This is a genomic window from Anabaenopsis sp. NIES-4685 (assembly GCF_059725405.1).
On sequence record NZ_AP043602.1, the window covers coordinates 1,407,945 to 1,424,209 of the forward strand.

At 42.7% G+C, this 16,265-nt stretch carries 9 protein-coding genes and 1 pseudogene; 2 read left to right on the forward strand and 8 right to left on the reverse strand.

The features are described from left to right. Nucleotides 1–62: 62 nt before the first annotated feature. The 3 genes and pseudogenes from AC6IZ0_RS06185 to AC6IZ0_RS06195 all read right to left on the reverse strand — a co-directional run bounded on the left by AC6IZ0_RS06185 (nt 63) and on the right by AC6IZ0_RS06195 (nt 4,921). Nucleotides 63–1,775 (reverse strand): sensor histidine kinase, encoded by a 1,713-nt coding sequence (locus tag AC6IZ0_RS06185; RefSeq protein ID WP_497725459.1) that lies wholly within the window; start codon nt 1,773–1,775, stop codon nt 63–65. A 510-nt stretch (nt 1,776–2,285) separates the two neighbouring features. Next, nucleotides 2,286–3,547, reverse strand: a pseudogene (gene metK, locus AC6IZ0_RS06190) (methionine adenosyltransferase). A gap of 369 nt (nt 3,548–3,916) precedes the next feature. Continuing rightward, nucleotides 3,917–4,921, reverse strand: coding sequence for a phosphoribulokinase (locus AC6IZ0_RS06195; protein ID WP_271732704.1), 1,005 nt, complete (start codon nt 4,919–4,921; stop codon nt 3,917–3,919). Nucleotides 4,922–5,901: 980 nt separating this feature from the next. Between AC6IZ0_RS06195 and cpcD/petH the strand changes: the two genes are divergently transcribed. Both cpcD/petH and AC6IZ0_RS06205 read left to right on the forward strand, forming a co-directional pair. Continuing rightward, entirely contained in the window at nt 5,902–7,245 is a 1,344-nt protein-coding gene (gene cpcD/petH / locus AC6IZ0_RS06200; RefSeq protein ID WP_271732705.1) for a bifunctional rod-capping linker CpcD/ferredoxin--NADP reductase PetH, read from the forward strand. Between the two features lie 166 nt (nt 7,246–7,411). Continuing rightward, nucleotides 7,412–8,698, forward strand: coding sequence for a homoserine dehydrogenase (locus AC6IZ0_RS06205; protein ID WP_497725460.1), 1,287 nt, complete (start codon nt 7,412–7,414; stop codon nt 8,696–8,698). A gap of 185 nt (nt 8,699–8,883) precedes the next feature. Here AC6IZ0_RS06205 and AC6IZ0_RS06210 read toward each other — a convergent pair whose 3' ends face one another. The 5 genes from AC6IZ0_RS06210 to gshA all read right to left on the reverse strand — a co-directional run bounded on the left by AC6IZ0_RS06210 (nt 8,884) and on the right by gshA (nt 16,247). Beyond that, entirely contained in the window at nt 8,884–9,321 is a 438-nt protein-coding gene (locus tag AC6IZ0_RS06210; protein WP_271732709.1) for a CAAD domain-containing protein, read from the reverse strand. Nucleotides 9,322–10,077: 756 nt separating this feature from the next. Next, a complete protein-coding gene (locus AC6IZ0_RS06215; protein WP_271732710.1) occupies nt 10,078–10,536 on the reverse strand; it encodes a pentapeptide repeat-containing protein in 459 nt (152 codons plus the stop codon). A 424-nt stretch (nt 10,537–10,960) separates the two neighbouring features. Further along, nucleotides 10,961–13,639 (reverse strand): peptidoglycan DD-metalloendopeptidase family protein, encoded by a 2,679-nt coding sequence (locus AC6IZ0_RS06220; RefSeq protein WP_497725461.1) that lies wholly within the window; start codon nt 13,637–13,639, stop codon nt 10,961–10,963. Between the two features lie 777 nt (nt 13,640–14,416). After that, entirely contained in the window at nt 14,417–14,878 is a 462-nt protein-coding gene (locus tag AC6IZ0_RS06225; RefSeq protein WP_271732713.1) for a tRNA (cytidine(34)-2'-O)-methyltransferase, read from the reverse strand. 229 nt (nt 14,879–15,107) lie between these two features. Further along, entirely contained in the window at nt 15,108–16,247 is a 1,140-nt protein-coding gene (gene gshA, locus AC6IZ0_RS06230) for a glutamate--cysteine ligase (protein ID WP_497725462.1), read from the reverse strand. Nucleotides 16,248–16,265: the final 18 nt, after the last annotated feature.

Consider the following 16,265-nt stretch of genomic DNA (forward strand, 5'->3'; position numbering starts at 1 on the left):
TAAATCATTGACTACTTGCATATTAGCAGAGTATGTGAGCCATAAGATTTTACCGACCTGCCTTAATCTTGCATAGTCAGTGGTAAGTGAACAGTGAAAGTAGATCCCACTCCCGACTGACTTTTAACAAAAACCTCACCACCCATCATCTGGCAAAAGTGGTGGGTAATTGCTAAACCCAATCCCGTACCACCATACCTTTTTGTGGTTGATGTGTCCCCCTGTGTAAAAGGTTTAAATAATTGTTGCTGTTGAGTCTCAGACATCCCAATTCCTGTATCAGTGACGCTGAAAGTAATTATACTAAAAGGACTATCTGGGAGTACGTCTGTCTTTTCCCGTTTGACGGTTAAGGTTACCTTACCATTGGTGGTAAACTTAGCAGCATTACTGAGTAAGTTTAATAATACTTGCTTCATCCTCGTGCGATCTGCGTACATTGTACCCAGTTGCTGATCACAATGCACTTCTAGGATATTCTGATTTTTGTCCATAGCGGATTTAACTGTCAGAACCACATTATTGATCAGCGCCGCAATGTCGAATGTCTCTGGGTAGAGAGTCATTTTCCCTGCTTCAATTTTTGACAAGTCGAGGATATCATTAATCAGTTCTAGGAGATGTCTACCAGCCAAATTAATGGTTTCTAAGTCAGTGATAAAATCTGGAGATAAATTTAAATCTGTGGCGTCGTCTTGCAGCAGTTGACTCAAGCCAATCACGGCATTTAATGGGGTGCGTAATTCGTGGCTGACGTTGGCTAAAAATATGCTTTTGGCTCTACTTGCAGCTTCGGCTAATTCTTTAGCTTGTTCCAGTTCCTTTGTGCGTTCAGATACACGTTCAATTAATCGATTTAGGGACTTGGCTAATAAGCCAATTTCATCTTCAGTGGTGACGGGAGCGCGTAAATCAAAATTAGATTTTCTTGCCACTTGTTCAGCCACTTGAGTTACAGTAATTACTGGTTCAGCGATCGCGCGACTAGTACGCCAAGCAATAATGGCCGCAGTGACCACTGATACCAGCATACTCATAATCACAATAAACCTCTCAACTTTTTTAGCCTGCTCTACGTCTTGTTGCCTTGCTTGTTCTTGGTTTTCGGCAATTTTCAGGATATTAGTTAATCTTTGTGAGAGTTGGTCGAGCTGCATGGCTGTTTCACCAGCCATGATTTTTAATAATTGTTCTCGTGTAACTGCAATCTTTTGTGGTTCAGGGTCAATGTCCTGTAAGACAGTCTCTATTTCATTTAGGTATGATGTTAAGCTAAGACCATAGTCATGTAATAAAACTTGTAAGTTATAACTGTTTGCCGCTAATCTATCGGGCTTTCTGTCTATATATTGGGCAATATCCTGCTCTAAACTCTTAGCTGTCTTAACACTTTGCAAAAATTTGGTTTTTTTATTGAGTAATCGTTGTGAATTTTCCAAGACCGCCACTAAATTGGAGCTATAGAATTGTGCATCTAATACCGCATCCTTATAATTTGTAAGTAGTTGTCTTTGTTCTTGGGCTTGATTGAATTGTCTGATTTCTCTTCCTCTGTAGTAATTGGCAATTACTAATCCAGTAAGTGCGCCAAAAAAGCCAATTCCGATGGCTACAAAATAACCATAACCAATCTTTTGATGTATGCGCCAGGAACTGGCTTTGAGTTTCCCCGGTGAGGGAAATTCTATAGTTGGGAGTTCAGTCAAAGGCTCTTCTGCTGGCACTTTTTTGCTTTTGGAACTGCTATTAAGAGGAATTGGTTTTTGAGTTTGCATTGATCAAATCTCCTGAACCTCCCGCCAATATAACCCCATCAGCCTTGCTTTTAAGATCACATTTATTCATGATTAGCATTTGACATGATCTTTTGTCATAGAATAAGGAATTAATGACTAGATAATTATCAAGGATAAATTATTTTACGAAGATACAAAAATCCCTGATTAGTCCAGCTTCCTGACCACTATACCAGTTCTCACCTGAATCAGGTATACCTATAGATTGCCTGGTGTAACCATAGAACAGATATATACACAAAGTAGGGGGGTTTGTGGATGTCATGCTTAATGGTTGATCATATCTGTTAACCCGTCCCTAATGACCGCTGGGTACACAGATAATTACGTTATTTGTGGCAATATTAGGACTATTGGCTGTATGCCTCCTATATTAGCTCTAACTCTTAGAAATGCACAGAGTTAATCTAGGTTTTTTGATGGGGAACCTAGAAAACCCAGTCCCATTGCAAGGGTTATATGGCTATCTTGACACTGTTGCTACAGTCTTTAGTGGACAGCAGCGGAAAGCGACTGTGTTACTAGCTGCTTCAACAATTCAGCTTTATCGGTGCGCTCCCAAGGCAAATCTAAATCATTCCGCCCAAAGTGACCGTAAGCTGCGATGTCCTGATAAAAACGTCCGCCTCGTTCACTTGGTAAGTTACGTAGATTGAAAGTATCGATAATCCCTGCTGGACGTAGTTCAAATTGGTCTTTGACTAATTCCAGTAAAGTTTGATCATCCACTTTCCCAGTACCGAAGGTTTCCAGAAAAATGCTCACTGGTCGCGCTACACCAATGGCATAACTTAGCTGAACTTCACACTTTTGAGCCAAACCAGCCGCGACAATATTCTTGGCCATATAGCGAGCAGCATAAGCAGCAGAACGGTCTACCTTTGTGGGGTCTTTACCGGAAAAAGCGCCGCCGCCATGACGGGAATAGCCACCGTAGGTATCAACAATAATTTTCCGTCCTGTCAGACCAGAGTCTCCTTGGGCTCACCAATGACAAATTTGCCAGTGGGGTTGACTAAGAAACGTGTTTTGTGATCTGGCTTAATGTCAATGTCACCAAAAACAGGTTCTACTACTGCTGACCAGAGGTCCTGTTTAATTTTGGCTTGTATTGCCACTTCCTCGGTAATTTCATTGATAGCTTCTGTGTGCTGAGTCGAAATCAGAATAGTGTCAATACCTACCGGATATCCGTCTTCGTAGGCCACAGTCACTTGTGTTTTGCCGTCGGGGCGGAGGTATGGCAATTCACCTGTTTTGCGAACTACTGCCAGTCTGCGAGCAATCCGGTGAGCAAGACTTATGGGTAAGGGCATCAGTTCTGGTGTTTCGTTGCAGGCAAAACCGAACATTATACCTTGGTCACCCGCGCCAATTTGATCGAATAGTTGATCACTAGCCTGCTGGCGTGTTTCTTGGGCGGTATTAACACCCTGGGCGATGTCGGGTGATTGTTCATCTAAAGCTATGAGAACACTGGCGCTGCCCGCAGAAAAGCCATTAACAGCATCTATGTAGCCAATTTCGGCTATTTTCTTACGGGCAATGTTAACGTAATTCACATGGGCTTTACTAGTAATTTCACCAGTTATTAGCACCAAACCAGTATTAACTACTACCTCAGCCGCGACACGACTGCTGGGGTCTTCTGTCAGTAAGGTATCTAGGATAGTATCAGAAATCTGATCGCATATCTTATCTGGATGACCTTCGGTAACTGATTCGGAGGTAAATAAATAACGTCTAGACAAAGAGCATTCCTCCTGTTCCAATAGTTGTTACTGGCTAAATTTTGGTTATTTATTTAGTTCAGCAACTAATGTATGAAATCATAACAATATTTATGCACTCAGTAGTTAGTATTTGATTTATTTTTTGCAAATTACACATTGACGTTAAGTACTCTATGAGTACGATAAGATTTGCTTGGGTAGTCAGTAGTGATTAGTTATTGAGGGTACATACCCCCCACCCCATGGCTACCCTAGCCAAGCTATCTTAGGTGTCGTTAAGGAATAATCACTGCTACCACATAGCTGGTGAACTGAAATATTTTGCTGATACAAGAAAGGGGGAAACCCAGAAGTACCCCCGAAACATCCGACACAGCTAAAGACGACTTAAACTTGAACTGCCAGTTTAGCTTCTTTTGCTGTTAACCGCTCGTAGACGCTACGCATTTTCAAACCTGCCAGCACTTGGAACAGCCCAGTTCCATTGTTGGAACCTGGATACTCACGGTGTTGGAGTAGCAAGTGAGTCATCTCACCTTGATATTTGGTGGATGTTTTACTCAGATGGGTTTCGATATAAATAACTTCATCAAGGTTGTCAAATTGACCGTCTATTTCTAATACAGAAACGTAACGTCCGTAGTAAACATCAGAGCCATAGTATACTTGCATACCAGGGTACGAGCAAGTGAGTTTCCGTCCGCAAGGTGTCCAGTTAATGGTTGAACCTTCATCAAACAAGTAGGTTGGTTCAAATCCTTCCTTGTCTTCACGTTGGAGCATACGTACCCGTAGGACTTTGCGCTCAGTATCATTTTTAATCAGGTTCGTGGGGAGTACTTGCAGCACCACATCAGCGAATTCTCTTTGTGGCTCGATGAATTTTTCAAAATCGGGTTTACGAGAATTGATTTGAGCTAAAACGTCTTCGTAGCGATGTCCCCTTTCTGCCATATCCCGCTGGATTTTCCAGGCAATTTTGACTTCATCACTAATATCGAAATAGACGCTGAAATCAAGTAGCGATCGCACGCGCTCGTCATATAAAGGATGTAGTCCTTCCACAACTATGATGTGATTGGGCTCGACGCGCTCGGGTGGATCGATCATACCGGTTTCGTGGTTATAAATCGGCTTATTAATCACTTGACCTTCTTTGAGCGCTTTGATTTGCTCATACATCAGGTCAAAATTGTTGGCTCTGGGGTCAAGTGCAGTTATCCCAGTTTCTTTACGCTGTTTGCGATCTAGGGAATGATAGTCATCTAGACAGATAACTGTCATGAACTCTTCACCAAATAAATCTATTAAACGACGCAAAAAGGTAGATTTACCGCATCCTGAGTCTCCGGCTACTCCAATCAATACCACGCGTTCGGGTTTAGTTGTCATAAATTTCCTCTAAATACTAAATGTGTCAATCAATATTTTTTCACACAGAAGATTTTGAAACCAGGAGTTGACGCCATTAGTTGATCCTGTGTTCTTGCTACTCCACAGGCATATGAAATATTGAGACGGACATACAACCAAGTTATAGTTGTATTTCATCCGGCTAATATTTAATTACCTGACGGGTAAGTATTTAATCCTAGTGGTGTCCTTGATCTTAACAGAAGTGGGTATTCCACCACAATATTTGCTGTGGGAAAGAATCTCCTGCTTTACAAGCATCCTCATGATTTAGTTATTCATTTTAAATGACCAGGGATCATTCTTAAAACCGTTGTGTGAAAGTTTTACACTTATATTTATTGGGCTTTTCAGGTATAATTTGTTTAAGGTGACAATTTTTCTTCTAAATAATCTTAGAATTAGCCGCCGGTGATATAATGGATTGTGCAAGAAGGATCACCAGAGACGTGTTAAAAAATCCTAGTACCGAGCAATGCCGGGAACGGAAATACAGTGAACGTTAATGCCTTGATATAGGCTTGAACAAATGCTTGTGCAGGTAAATCTGGAGAGGGTTTTAGGGCAGAGATAACTGCAAACTAGACAAACCCTGATGTGGCAAAAATCTGCCGCTAAAACTGCCTTTATAGCGGTGAGAGTGTCAAAAGTCATTGTATCTTAGCCCTTGGGCGGTGAAAAGCTATCTCCCTCACAGGGGTAGTATTTCACGAAAAAAAAGATTAAATTGACTCAATATTAACATTATGCCCAAAATTTCTCCTATACCTTAGAAGGTGAACAGGTGTGTTTTTTGCTATCCCTGTATGTCTTTGGTGAGTGATCCTAGTAAGGCATTAGCTGATGATGCCGCTTTCCCAAAGCGTCAGTTTTAGTAACCGAAAATCCGATAAACTAAAACTGGCAAAAGGAAAGAATTTTTGAGAAACGGTTAAGTAAAAATCGGAGTGTGAGAAAGAATGTACAATCAAGGTGCTGTTGAGGGTGCTGCCAATAGAGAATTAGGTAGCCGCGTCTTCGTTTACGAAGTGGTGGGTCTGCGCCAAAACGAAGAAACTGATCAAACAAACTACCCAATTCGCAAAAGTGGCAGTGTGTTCATCAGAGTACCTTACAACCGCATGAATCAAGAAATGCGACGGATCACTCGCCTAGGCGGCAAAATTGTTAGTATCCAATGTGTAAGTGCTCTAGAACAACTGAATGGTAAAGGCTCTCATAAAAGTGCTGAAAACAACCAAGAGTCTGTAGTTACGTCTGAAACATCTGCTAACAGTGAGGGAAATGGTAAAGCCACACCTGTGAATGCAAATAGTGAAGTCAAGGGCTTTGCTAAACCACCAGCTGAAGAACAGCATAAGAAGAAGGACAAGAAAGGTAACACCATGACTCAAGCAAAAGCCAAAAAAGGTGCTGACGTTCCTGTGAACACTTATCGTCCTAATGCCCCATTTGTTGGTAAGTGTATATCTAATGAGCCGCTGGTTAAAGAGGGCGGTATTGGTATTGTTCAGCACCTGAAGTTTGACCTGACTGGCAGTGATTTAAAATACGTAGAAGGGCAAAGCATTGGCATTATTCCCCCGGGTGTAGATAAGAACGGCAAGCCTGAAAAACTCAGATTGTATTCCATTGCTTCCACCCGTCATGGTGATGATGTGGATGATCAAACAGTGTCGCTATGTGTCCGTCAGTTAGAGTACAAGCACCCGGAAACCGGGGAAACAGTCTATGGTGTTTGCTCTACTCACCTGTGTTTCTTGGAACCCGGCGCAGAAGTGAAAATCACTGGACCGGTGGGTAAGGAAATGTTGTTACCTGATGATCCTGACGCTAAAGTAATTATGATGGCAACGGGAACAGGTATTGCTCCTATGCGGGCTTACCTATGGCGGATGTTTAAGGATGCAGAAAAAGCTGCTAACCCAGAATACCAGTTCCAAGGATTCTCTTGGCTGATATTTGGTGTGCCCACCAGTGCGAACATCTTATATAAAGAAGAACTCGAGGAAATGCAGGAGAAATATCCTGATAACTTCCGCCTGACCTATGCCATTAGCCGGGAACAGAAAAATGCCCAAGGCGGTAGGATGTATATCCAAGACCGTGTGGCAGAACACGCAGATGAACTGTGGCAATTGATTAAAGAAGAAAAAACTCACACTTACATCTGCGGTTTACGTGGTATGGAAGGTGGTATTGATGAAGCCCTGACAGCTGCGGCGGCTAAGGAAGGAGTAGTTTGGAAGGATTACCAAAAGGAACTCAAAAAGGCTCATCGTTGGCACGTGGAAACTTACTAAGTTAAGTCCATAGTCATGACTCATTAGACTGAGGCGACTAACAAAGGATAAAAGGACAGTCAGTAGGGTGGGTGAATAACCCACCCTAAAATTGTTTTATTGGATAGCTGAGAACAGATTTCTCGGTGCTTGATTCACAGGAAGCAGAAAATAGGGTGCAAAATTTGTGGCAGTGAAACTAGGAATATTAGGATTGGGCACTGTCGCCACAGGTACAGTGCAATTACTGCAAGATGTGGTGGGACGTAACCCGTTATTGCAGGAAATAGAAATATATCGCGTGGGAGTGCGATCGCTCGACAAAATCCGGGAGGTAGAATTACCATCCCATGTGTTAACTACAGATTTAGAAGCCATTGTTAACGATCCGGCTGTGGATATAGTGGTTGAGTTAATCGGTGGACTAGAACCAGCGCGATCGCTGATGCTCACAGCTTTAAAGAATGGTAAACAGGTTGTCACTGCGAATAAAGCCGCCATTGCGCGGTTTGGGTCAGAAATTTTTACAACTGCCAACCAATCGGGGGTATATGTGATGTTAGAAGCTGCTGTGGGGGGCGGCATCCCAGTGATTCAACCTCTAAAGCAGTCCTTAAGTGTTAACCGTATTAATACTGTCACTGGTATCATTAATGGTACAACTAACTACATCCTTACCCGGATGCAAACGGAAGGTAGCAACTTCAGCGATGTCTTAGCCGATGCCCAAAGATTAGGTTACGCAGAAGCTGACCCCACCGCTGATGTGGACGGTTTAGACGCAGCAGATAAAATTGCCATTCTGGCATCATTAGGCTTTGGTGGACGCATCAACCTGGAAGATGTCTATTGTGAAGGCATTAGGCCAGTCACCAAGACAGATATTACCTACGCCGAAAAATTGGGATTTGTGATTAAATTATTAGCGATCGCTAAACAATACACAGACTCATCTCCTCTGTCTGTCAGAGTTCATCCCACCTTAGTACCCAAAACACATCCATTAGCCAGTATTAACGGTGTTTATAATGCGATTCTTGTAGAAGGAGAACCAATTGGGCAGGTAATGTTTTTTGGTCCTGGTGCTGGTGCGGGTGCCACGGCTAGTGCTGTGACCTCAGATATCTTGAATTTAGTTGCTGTCCTCAAAACCAGTACAACCAAGCCAAATCCACTGTTAAGCTGTGGACACCAAGATTATTGTCAAATTGCCCCCATAACAGAACTAGTGACGCGATTTTATGCGCGTTTCCTGACCAAAGACCAACCTGGAGTGATTGGAAAATTGGGTACTTGCTTTGGCAATTATAGCGTTAGCTTAGAGTCAGTAGTGCAAACGGGCTTTCAGGGAGGACTAGCAGAAATTGTCGTTGTCACCCACGATGTCCGAGAAGGCGATTTTCGGCAAGCCTTGGCAGAAATTGAGAATTTAGAGGCCATTGATAGTATTCCCAGCTTACTGCGAGTGCTGTAACAGGAGACTGGACATTTAATCGAGATATTGCCGATCTCACTAGGAACACCTAGATAACTAGATAATATTAAGCAAGCTCAGACCCTAGGCAAACCCGATCAGTAATGTTGAGCCGATATCTTGCCAACTAGTTACCATCCCCCAGATCCTTGACAACGGACTGGGGGAATTGCCACCAGGATTAATTACCCTTCCGGGCTATTTTTGCCGACAACTTGCGATTTTAGAGTGGTGATTTCACTAGTTAGCTCTTTCCGGGTCGAGGCTTTGAGCAAATAGCGATAAACGAACCAAGCCGAGTAGCCAATACCAATCAATTCAAAAGTCGGTGCTACTAAAGGAATATCATTCAAAGAGTCTAATATTGCCAAAAGTACCTTAACCGAAACAATTGCTGCGACAATTAAACCAACACTAACCAAGGGCTGCTTATATTGATTAAAGAAGCTTCCCAAATACTCGGGCAGTGTTGCTAAAAAACCAGAGATTTGTTCACCGTATTTTTGCCATTGCTCTTGAGATTGCATAGGAGGCTGGAGTTTAGTAATGCTTCCTGTTTGGTTATTAATATCTGGCACTGCTGCCTCTTGAGATTTGGTTTCTGGGTATTCCGGTTCTTGCATTTTCACTCCTATAGATTGAACAGTTGAGTTTATCTAATCCGGACAATGACAACCAAAAGGCTGTTGATTAGGCAATGCACGAGGGCATCAGTACAATTGGTTTGGATCCACAAAAGCTTTGAGTGTCCTATAACCATAATTGCCTCATCAGCTCTACTGCATCAACTACAAGGTAGACAGTCAGCATGGGGATAGAAGTCAGAAAGCGGCAATAGCTCTTAAAATGGGCTTTCTGGGTTCTAGATTTTGTAAATCAGTTGGAATCGTCAGGTTGTGATTATCCCATACCATGGCAGGTGAGCTATTTCAACGTGAAGGCACGAAGATGCCTATCTTGAGAGCCGGGTTCTGACAATCAAATCATGCCAAAATCAGACTACCTCACATTTATACAAGTTTAAAGGCTGATTTTAACTGATATTCAAGCTATCTTAAGCCGCCTTCGTGAATTAACTCATTGAAAATTCATCTTAATATGTAATAAAAATTTTTATGTCTTTAAATACACTTGACACAAAAGATATTTTATGGTATTTACATTGCGGTTATTACTAGTCAGAATCATACCAAAGAATAGATAATACCACAGATATTAATATCTGACTATATTTTTGTTATTCAAACTGAATACTGTTGATACTCCGGAGTACCAATTAAGCGCAATTAGTAAAGGCGCTTTCAGTGCGCCTAAGAAAGTTCTTTTATGGACTCTTGAGAAAGCCTCCTATCTTTAGACAGGGGAAGCTTAAAGAGGTGCTAATCCCAGTCGGGGAACATATCTGCCGCATCTCCACCAATACCGATTCCAGTATGATAAATTTCTGCACCAGTGATTACCATGTCATCCATGGATGCACCATAGACATTAGAGTCATAAATCTGAGCGCGAGTCAGGTTTGCTCCGTTGAGATTAGCTTCCTTGAAATTAACGTTGGTTAGCAAAGCTGAAGTTAAATTTGCACCCTTCAAATTAGCATTAGTTAAATCTGCGCCTTCAAGATTGACTCCTTCAAGGTTAGCGCCGGAGAGATTTGCTCCTCGTAAATCAGCACCAATTAAATGAGCACCTCTGAGGTTAACTCCTGATAAATCGCACTCAACACATTCTCTTGTTAAATTTAGCCTTTGTAAATCCTGGTAATTACCTGCGTTAACTCTGCTAATTATAATTAGGGGAGTTGCTAAGGCCAGAACCGCGAATAGCTGGGTTTTCATATGTTTTCCCCCTCATCCTTCAACTAAATCCGTTCTTTTCCTCACGTTCTTATTATCTCACTAAATTCTCGAAAATTTTGATTTTCATACACAAGTTGATAGTGAGCTTATATAAATGGTTTGGTGATGTGAGACCTAGTGTTAACTAGGTTTTTGGGCGATTACTTAGCCATCAAATCTACTGATTTGGATGATTAAGGTAATGTTAAATATTGTGAATAAGCTGTATTATTTTGTATAGTTTCACAGGGAGTATTAATCTGTCGTTGACTAATAGGAAAATGACAGTGTATACAATGAAAAAGCAGTATTTTAAAGCACTATAAAATCCCTCATATACTAATTTAGGAGGATAGAAAGCAAAAGAGGGAGTTTAGCTCCCTCAAGAAATCAGATAATTATTTATTTCAACCGGGGTCAGGAATTACAAACGTTCCTTTGGTAATAAGGCAATAGGATCGATTGCTCCCTTACCGGAAGGGTGGATTTCAAAATGAGTGTGTGGACCGGTGCTGAAACCAGTGCTACCCATTTCAGCAATTTGTTGTCCTTTAGTCACTTGTTGACCGACGCGTACCAAAGTCCGGTTATTGTGAGCATAGCGAGTCAAGCTACCATCGGAGTGGCGAATATCGACAAGGATGCCGAAACCACCTCGGTTCCAGCCAGATGTTTCCACCACACCATCAGCAGCCGCGTAAATTGGGCTACCAGTGGCGTTAGCAATATCAATACCCCTGTGCATTCTTCCCCAGCGTCTACCATAGCCGGAGGTAAGCACGCCTTGTGCAGGCCACATGTAGGTGGTTGAAGCGGTCGAAAGGGGAGGGGTAGTGGCGTCAATAGGCTGGGGTAGGTATTGGTCTACTGCGGCCAAAGGTGGTAACTGTGGCTGTAATTGTGGAGTCACTATGGTTCCCCTGCGGTTTCCTAGACTGTCAGAGATATCGGCACTGCTGGGAAATGTTGTTGATTTCTGGTCAGATGAAGTGAACTTACCAGAAAACTCGGGATTAATTGCCTGGTTACCACGAGTACGGTTTTGGGAATTAGCAGATTGACTACCATAGGATGGAACAGAAATGGGAATTGAACTATTCTGTCCTCCTGTAGTGGGGCTAGAAGGGGCGGTATGATTCCGTGTAACAACAGAAACAGGTATGGGAGCTTTTTCTGGTTCTGTAGCCACTAGGGTATCGGCATTCCCAGACTTTTGATTACGGTATTGCTGACGTAATCTCTCGATGTCCGCTTCTAGGCTATTGGTTTGACCCTGAGAAACAGGTATGGGAGCTTTTTCTGGTTCTGTAGCCACTAGGGTATCGGCATTCCCAGACTTTTGATTACGGTATTGCTGACGTAATCTCTCGATGTCCGCTTCTAGGCTATTGGTTTGACCCTGAGAAACAGGTATGGGAGCTTTTTCTGGTTCTGTAGCCACTAGGGTATCGGCATTCCCAGACTTTTGATTACGGTATTTTTCCCTTAATCTCTCGATGTCCGCTTCTAGGCTATTGGTTTGACCCTGAGAAACAGGTGTGGGAGCTTTTTCTGGTTCTGTAGTGACTAGGGTATCGGCATTCCCAGACTTTTGATTGCGGTATTGCTGGCGTAATCTCTCGATGTCCGCTTCTAGGCTATTGGTTTGATCCAGAGGAATGGGTGTGGGAGCTTTTTCTGGTTCTGTAGTGACTAGGTTATCGGCATTCCCAGACTTTTGATTGCGGTATCTTGCCCTTAATCTCTCGATGTCCGCATGTAAGCCACGGAGACCTTGATGATCTGTTGTGCTGGCCCCTTCCTCAGCGGACTTTTGAGCCTGCTGCGTTTGCTGCGAGATGGTTGGTATAGGTATATCGCCACCTAATCCCTCTGCATTAATACTAGTAGATTCCGTCTCTGTATATACTTTTTGCTGCTGATTCGCAATTACTGGTATGGGTATACTCACACTGTCGTTATTGGTATATACTGGTAACTGTGATGAAGCAACAGGTAGACTAGGGTAGATACTGGGGGTGGTGACAGGGGAGTTGGCTGGCTGGGGCGCAGTACTAGAATAGGTGCTATTGGAGTTAAGTACAGTTGGTACCTGAATGGCTCTAAAGCTCTTAATCTCAGAGGTAGGAATAGTCAGCCTTTGGCTAATTTTGAGCTGGTTTGGATTGCTCAGATTATTTGCCTGGGCTAGTTCTGAAATGGAAATATTGTACCTACTGGCGATCGCAGCTAATGTATCTCCAGGTTTAACTTCGTAATTTCTATCACCCGACAAGGCTGGAATTTTCCGGGGTTTTGTTAACCCTTGCGAGTTCGACTTATTTGTTTCTGGTCTTTGTGTAAACTCGGATAATAAATCTTTGTTATTGTCATTATTGACAGTGGATAACTCTTCTACGTTTGCTATCCCTTTCGGCTGTGTGGAACCTCTGTCAGCTTTTGATAAATTTTTTGTCTCCTCAGACCGCAACTCCGCCAGACTCTTTCTTAAACGGTTCGATTTTTCTTGTAAGCGATTTAGGGCAAATTCTTGCTGCGCCTTGAGTTGATCATTATTTTCATCACTGGTATCTGTGTTTTCCAGTACTTGTAGTTGTGGTTCCCCTGTGAGGTTCCCTGTCTCCGTTGATAATCCCTGTGCTGCTGGGGATTGTGACTTCCAGGATGTATAAACAGGAACCGTATCAGACATTTCGCTCTCGGTAACTTGCAATCTAGCTTCCAGTCCAGGTAACTGTGAAATCGCTGTTGGTTCGAGGATGATAGAATTTTTGGGGATCCTTGCTGAGACGACTGTTTGGGTCTCCGGCTTTATGGAAGCAAATTTGACTGTTGTGTCAGACGCAGCAGGAATTGTTGAAGTTACTTTTTGGCCACCCACAGAAGCTGCTGCGTGGGCTTCATCGCTTTGTCGAGTCACCAAAAGGCTGGTTGCTCCCATTGAGATGGCCAAACCAATCATGGCCGCTTGTTTACCTACCCGGCGGTTAACCTTGGGATGAACTAAAGTATTTAGGTTTTCTATGTTTTCCACTGGGGTATCATCACTGCTGGGGGTATTTTTCAGCACAGCCTCTTCTCTTTTTTTTAATGCTCGTTTCAAAGACGACCTCCTATGATCACTAGTGCTTAACTGATCTCGATTTTTCAGTCGGATACTAGTCAATGATTTAGATCACATCGAAATGATAGATCAAGATCAACCTCACCAGAGATACTTACGCAAGATTAACTTGCTTCTCTGATTTAGACAAGTTCACACATGGAACCGAAAACTTTAAAGTTGCTGTGCTCACTTGTCCAGTTCATTTCTACACACCATAGAACTTTTGCTTTTGACCGTTGTCTTTACTGCTTGTGCAACCCTTGCTGGGAGTTAGTGAAGAATATTTATTATATGTTCACCCTGCCCATTGTGGACGTGAGCAATATAGAGGCTCGGACTTTTGGAAAAGCTATGCCCTATGTTCTAGATATATTCAAGGTTTTTCTACTCGATCCGCCTTATCAATAGGAGACTTTACGTTAATTTGTCCCTAAAAATCAACCGTACACACTTCTAACTACTTTTCTAATCCTCGCAATTACTTATCCCACATAAATGTCTCAAATCAATAAACATAAAGGGTTTGAGCTTCTTTGAGATCCTCCTCATGCTGCCTGTGTCTTCATCAAAATCTATAATATAAGTTCCGTAGACTCGCGAATTCAATATACAAATTTCTTATATAACTATGTTAATTTTGGTGAGTATTTATTACTAAGACTATCCTGAAGAGATTTTTGTATAAAATTTAACTATATTTTTTCTCTTCCCAGAGTGTGTTTGGCGGGGATAAATTACACTCTGAGATCAAGATTTGCGATCGCATCAGGATTGTCAGAGTAAATAGCCCAACTGACGATGAGCTTCAAACAAACTGACTGCGACACTGACGGAAAGATTCAGGCTGCGAACATGAGGCTCTGACATTGGAATATACAGTTTCGCATCGCAATCTGACAGCACTGTGGATGGTAACCCTGTGGTTTCGCTACCAAAAAGCAACCAATCATCGGCTTGAAATTGAAAGCTGGCATAATTAAAATTACCTCGCACAGTGAAGCCTAAGCATCTGCCTCCACGTTGTCGATGTGTGGATTGAAAGGCTGCTAGGGATTCGTGATAGTGTAGTTTGACATAAGGCCAATAGTCTAAACCAGCTCTTTTGAGGTAGCGATCGCTAATTTCAAACCCTAAAGGAGCCACTAAATGCAATTCCGTACCCGTGGCGGCACAAGTACGGGCAATGTTACCTGTATTTGGTGGTATTTGCGGATAAACTAAAACTATCTGGGGCATTGTCTGTAAACTATTTTTTGTATACCTCTATACTGAAATCCTTATAAGTCTATCATTAGATAGAGTCGATTCATAGGTTTTTCTAATAAATCTTCAGTAACACCTCGATATGAATTTTTTTAAACAAAAAACAAATTCCCTAAAACCCCAGACACCAAGAATCTTGGGGAGAGAAAATAATTCTGGGGTTTCTCTGTCCAAATCTACCTTCAGGATGAAGACGGAACCATTAAGCTACCAGGGGCGAACATAATTTGTTTTCTAATTCAACTTCCCGTTCTTCAGTGGCGACAATAGCTTGAGTCAGGACACGCTGAGAGTCAAAACCCACTGCGTGCAGTTGTAACCATTGTTGGGCTTCGTTCCCGGCGCGGAGAATTTTCTGCACAGGAGATAAGAAACAGCTAAAACCATGTTCTTTAGCCATCCCCCAAACTTCTTGATATAATTGGTTAATCCAGTCTCTGGCAAGGATAGGTCTACCGTCTTGCCAATGGTGTAATTGAGCATCAAGACTAGCACTAGCTGCAGCTGCTTCGTTGCTGGCGGTGATAGTCAGCAATTCTTCGGGGGAAAAACTACTTTGGGTTAACGGGTCGAGTTCGGGGTTTGCCATTAACTGTAACAAACGCGCTTCCAGCAAAGCACTAATGGCTAGCAAAGCAATGGGGTCGGTAACTAAGTCACAAATACGTAATTCCAAACGATTCAAGTCATAAGGACGATCATCGCCATTTGGTCTAACTGATGTCCACAAATGCCGGACATTTTGCATAGTTCCCGCAGCTATTTGTGCTTCCATCCATTCAATATGATGGACATGACTAGTAAATAAGGGCACATGGGCGGGAGTTTGAGGAAACACAGCCCAACGGGTGGAATGATAACCCGTAGCCTTGCCATCCAGGAAGGGGGACGAGGCGCTTAAAGCCAGGAATAAAGGGGCTTCTAAACGAATGAGCCGACAAGCCCGCATTAATACATCAGGGTCACTGATGCCGATATTAATATGAACGCTGGCAGTAACTACTTTTGTCCCGTAGGTATTTTCAATGTATTCATGATATGGGTTATTGGGGTTGGAACGAAAAAAGCGATCGCTGCCGCCCAAGGATAAAGCGCTACCAGGAATTAGGGTATAATTACCCAACTTATGCAGGTAGCGGCGCAAGTTGCGGCGGGGGCACAGCAAAGCACACAACAATTTCTCATAATCACTCAATGGCTGGGTGGTGTATTCCACATTACGGCTATCCGGTTCCCGCACAAATCCATCCAAAGAGTCTACAATTTTGTCGGAGAGACCGACTATTTCACCTTGAGGCGTACCAGTATACATCTCAATCTCAAAGCCTTTTAATAAGACCACTTTGTTCTCCTCGCCTCT

Coding starts and splice junctions, on each gene's coding strand:
- AC6IZ0_RS06185 (WP_497725459.1), bottom strand. CDS start 1,775: ATGCAAACTCAAAAACCAATTCCTCTTAATAGCAGTTCCAAAAGCAAA.
- AC6IZ0_RS06195 (WP_271732704.1), bottom strand. CDS start 4,921: ATGACAACTAAACCCGAACGCGTGGTATTGATTGGAGTAGCCGGAGAC.
- cpcD/petH (WP_271732705.1), top strand. CDS start 5,902: ATGTACAATCAAGGTGCTGTTGAGGGTGCTGCCAATAGAGAATTAGGT.
- AC6IZ0_RS06210 (WP_271732709.1), bottom strand. CDS start 9,321: ATGCAAGAACCGGAATACCCAGAAACCAAATCTCAAGAGGCAGCAGTG.
- AC6IZ0_RS06215 (WP_271732710.1), bottom strand. CDS start 10,536: ATGAAAACCCAGCTATTCGCGGTTCTGGCCTTAGCAACTCCCCTAATT.
- AC6IZ0_RS06225 (WP_271732713.1), bottom strand. CDS start 14,878: ATGCCCCAGATAGTTTTAGTTTATCCGCAAATACCACCAAATACAGGT.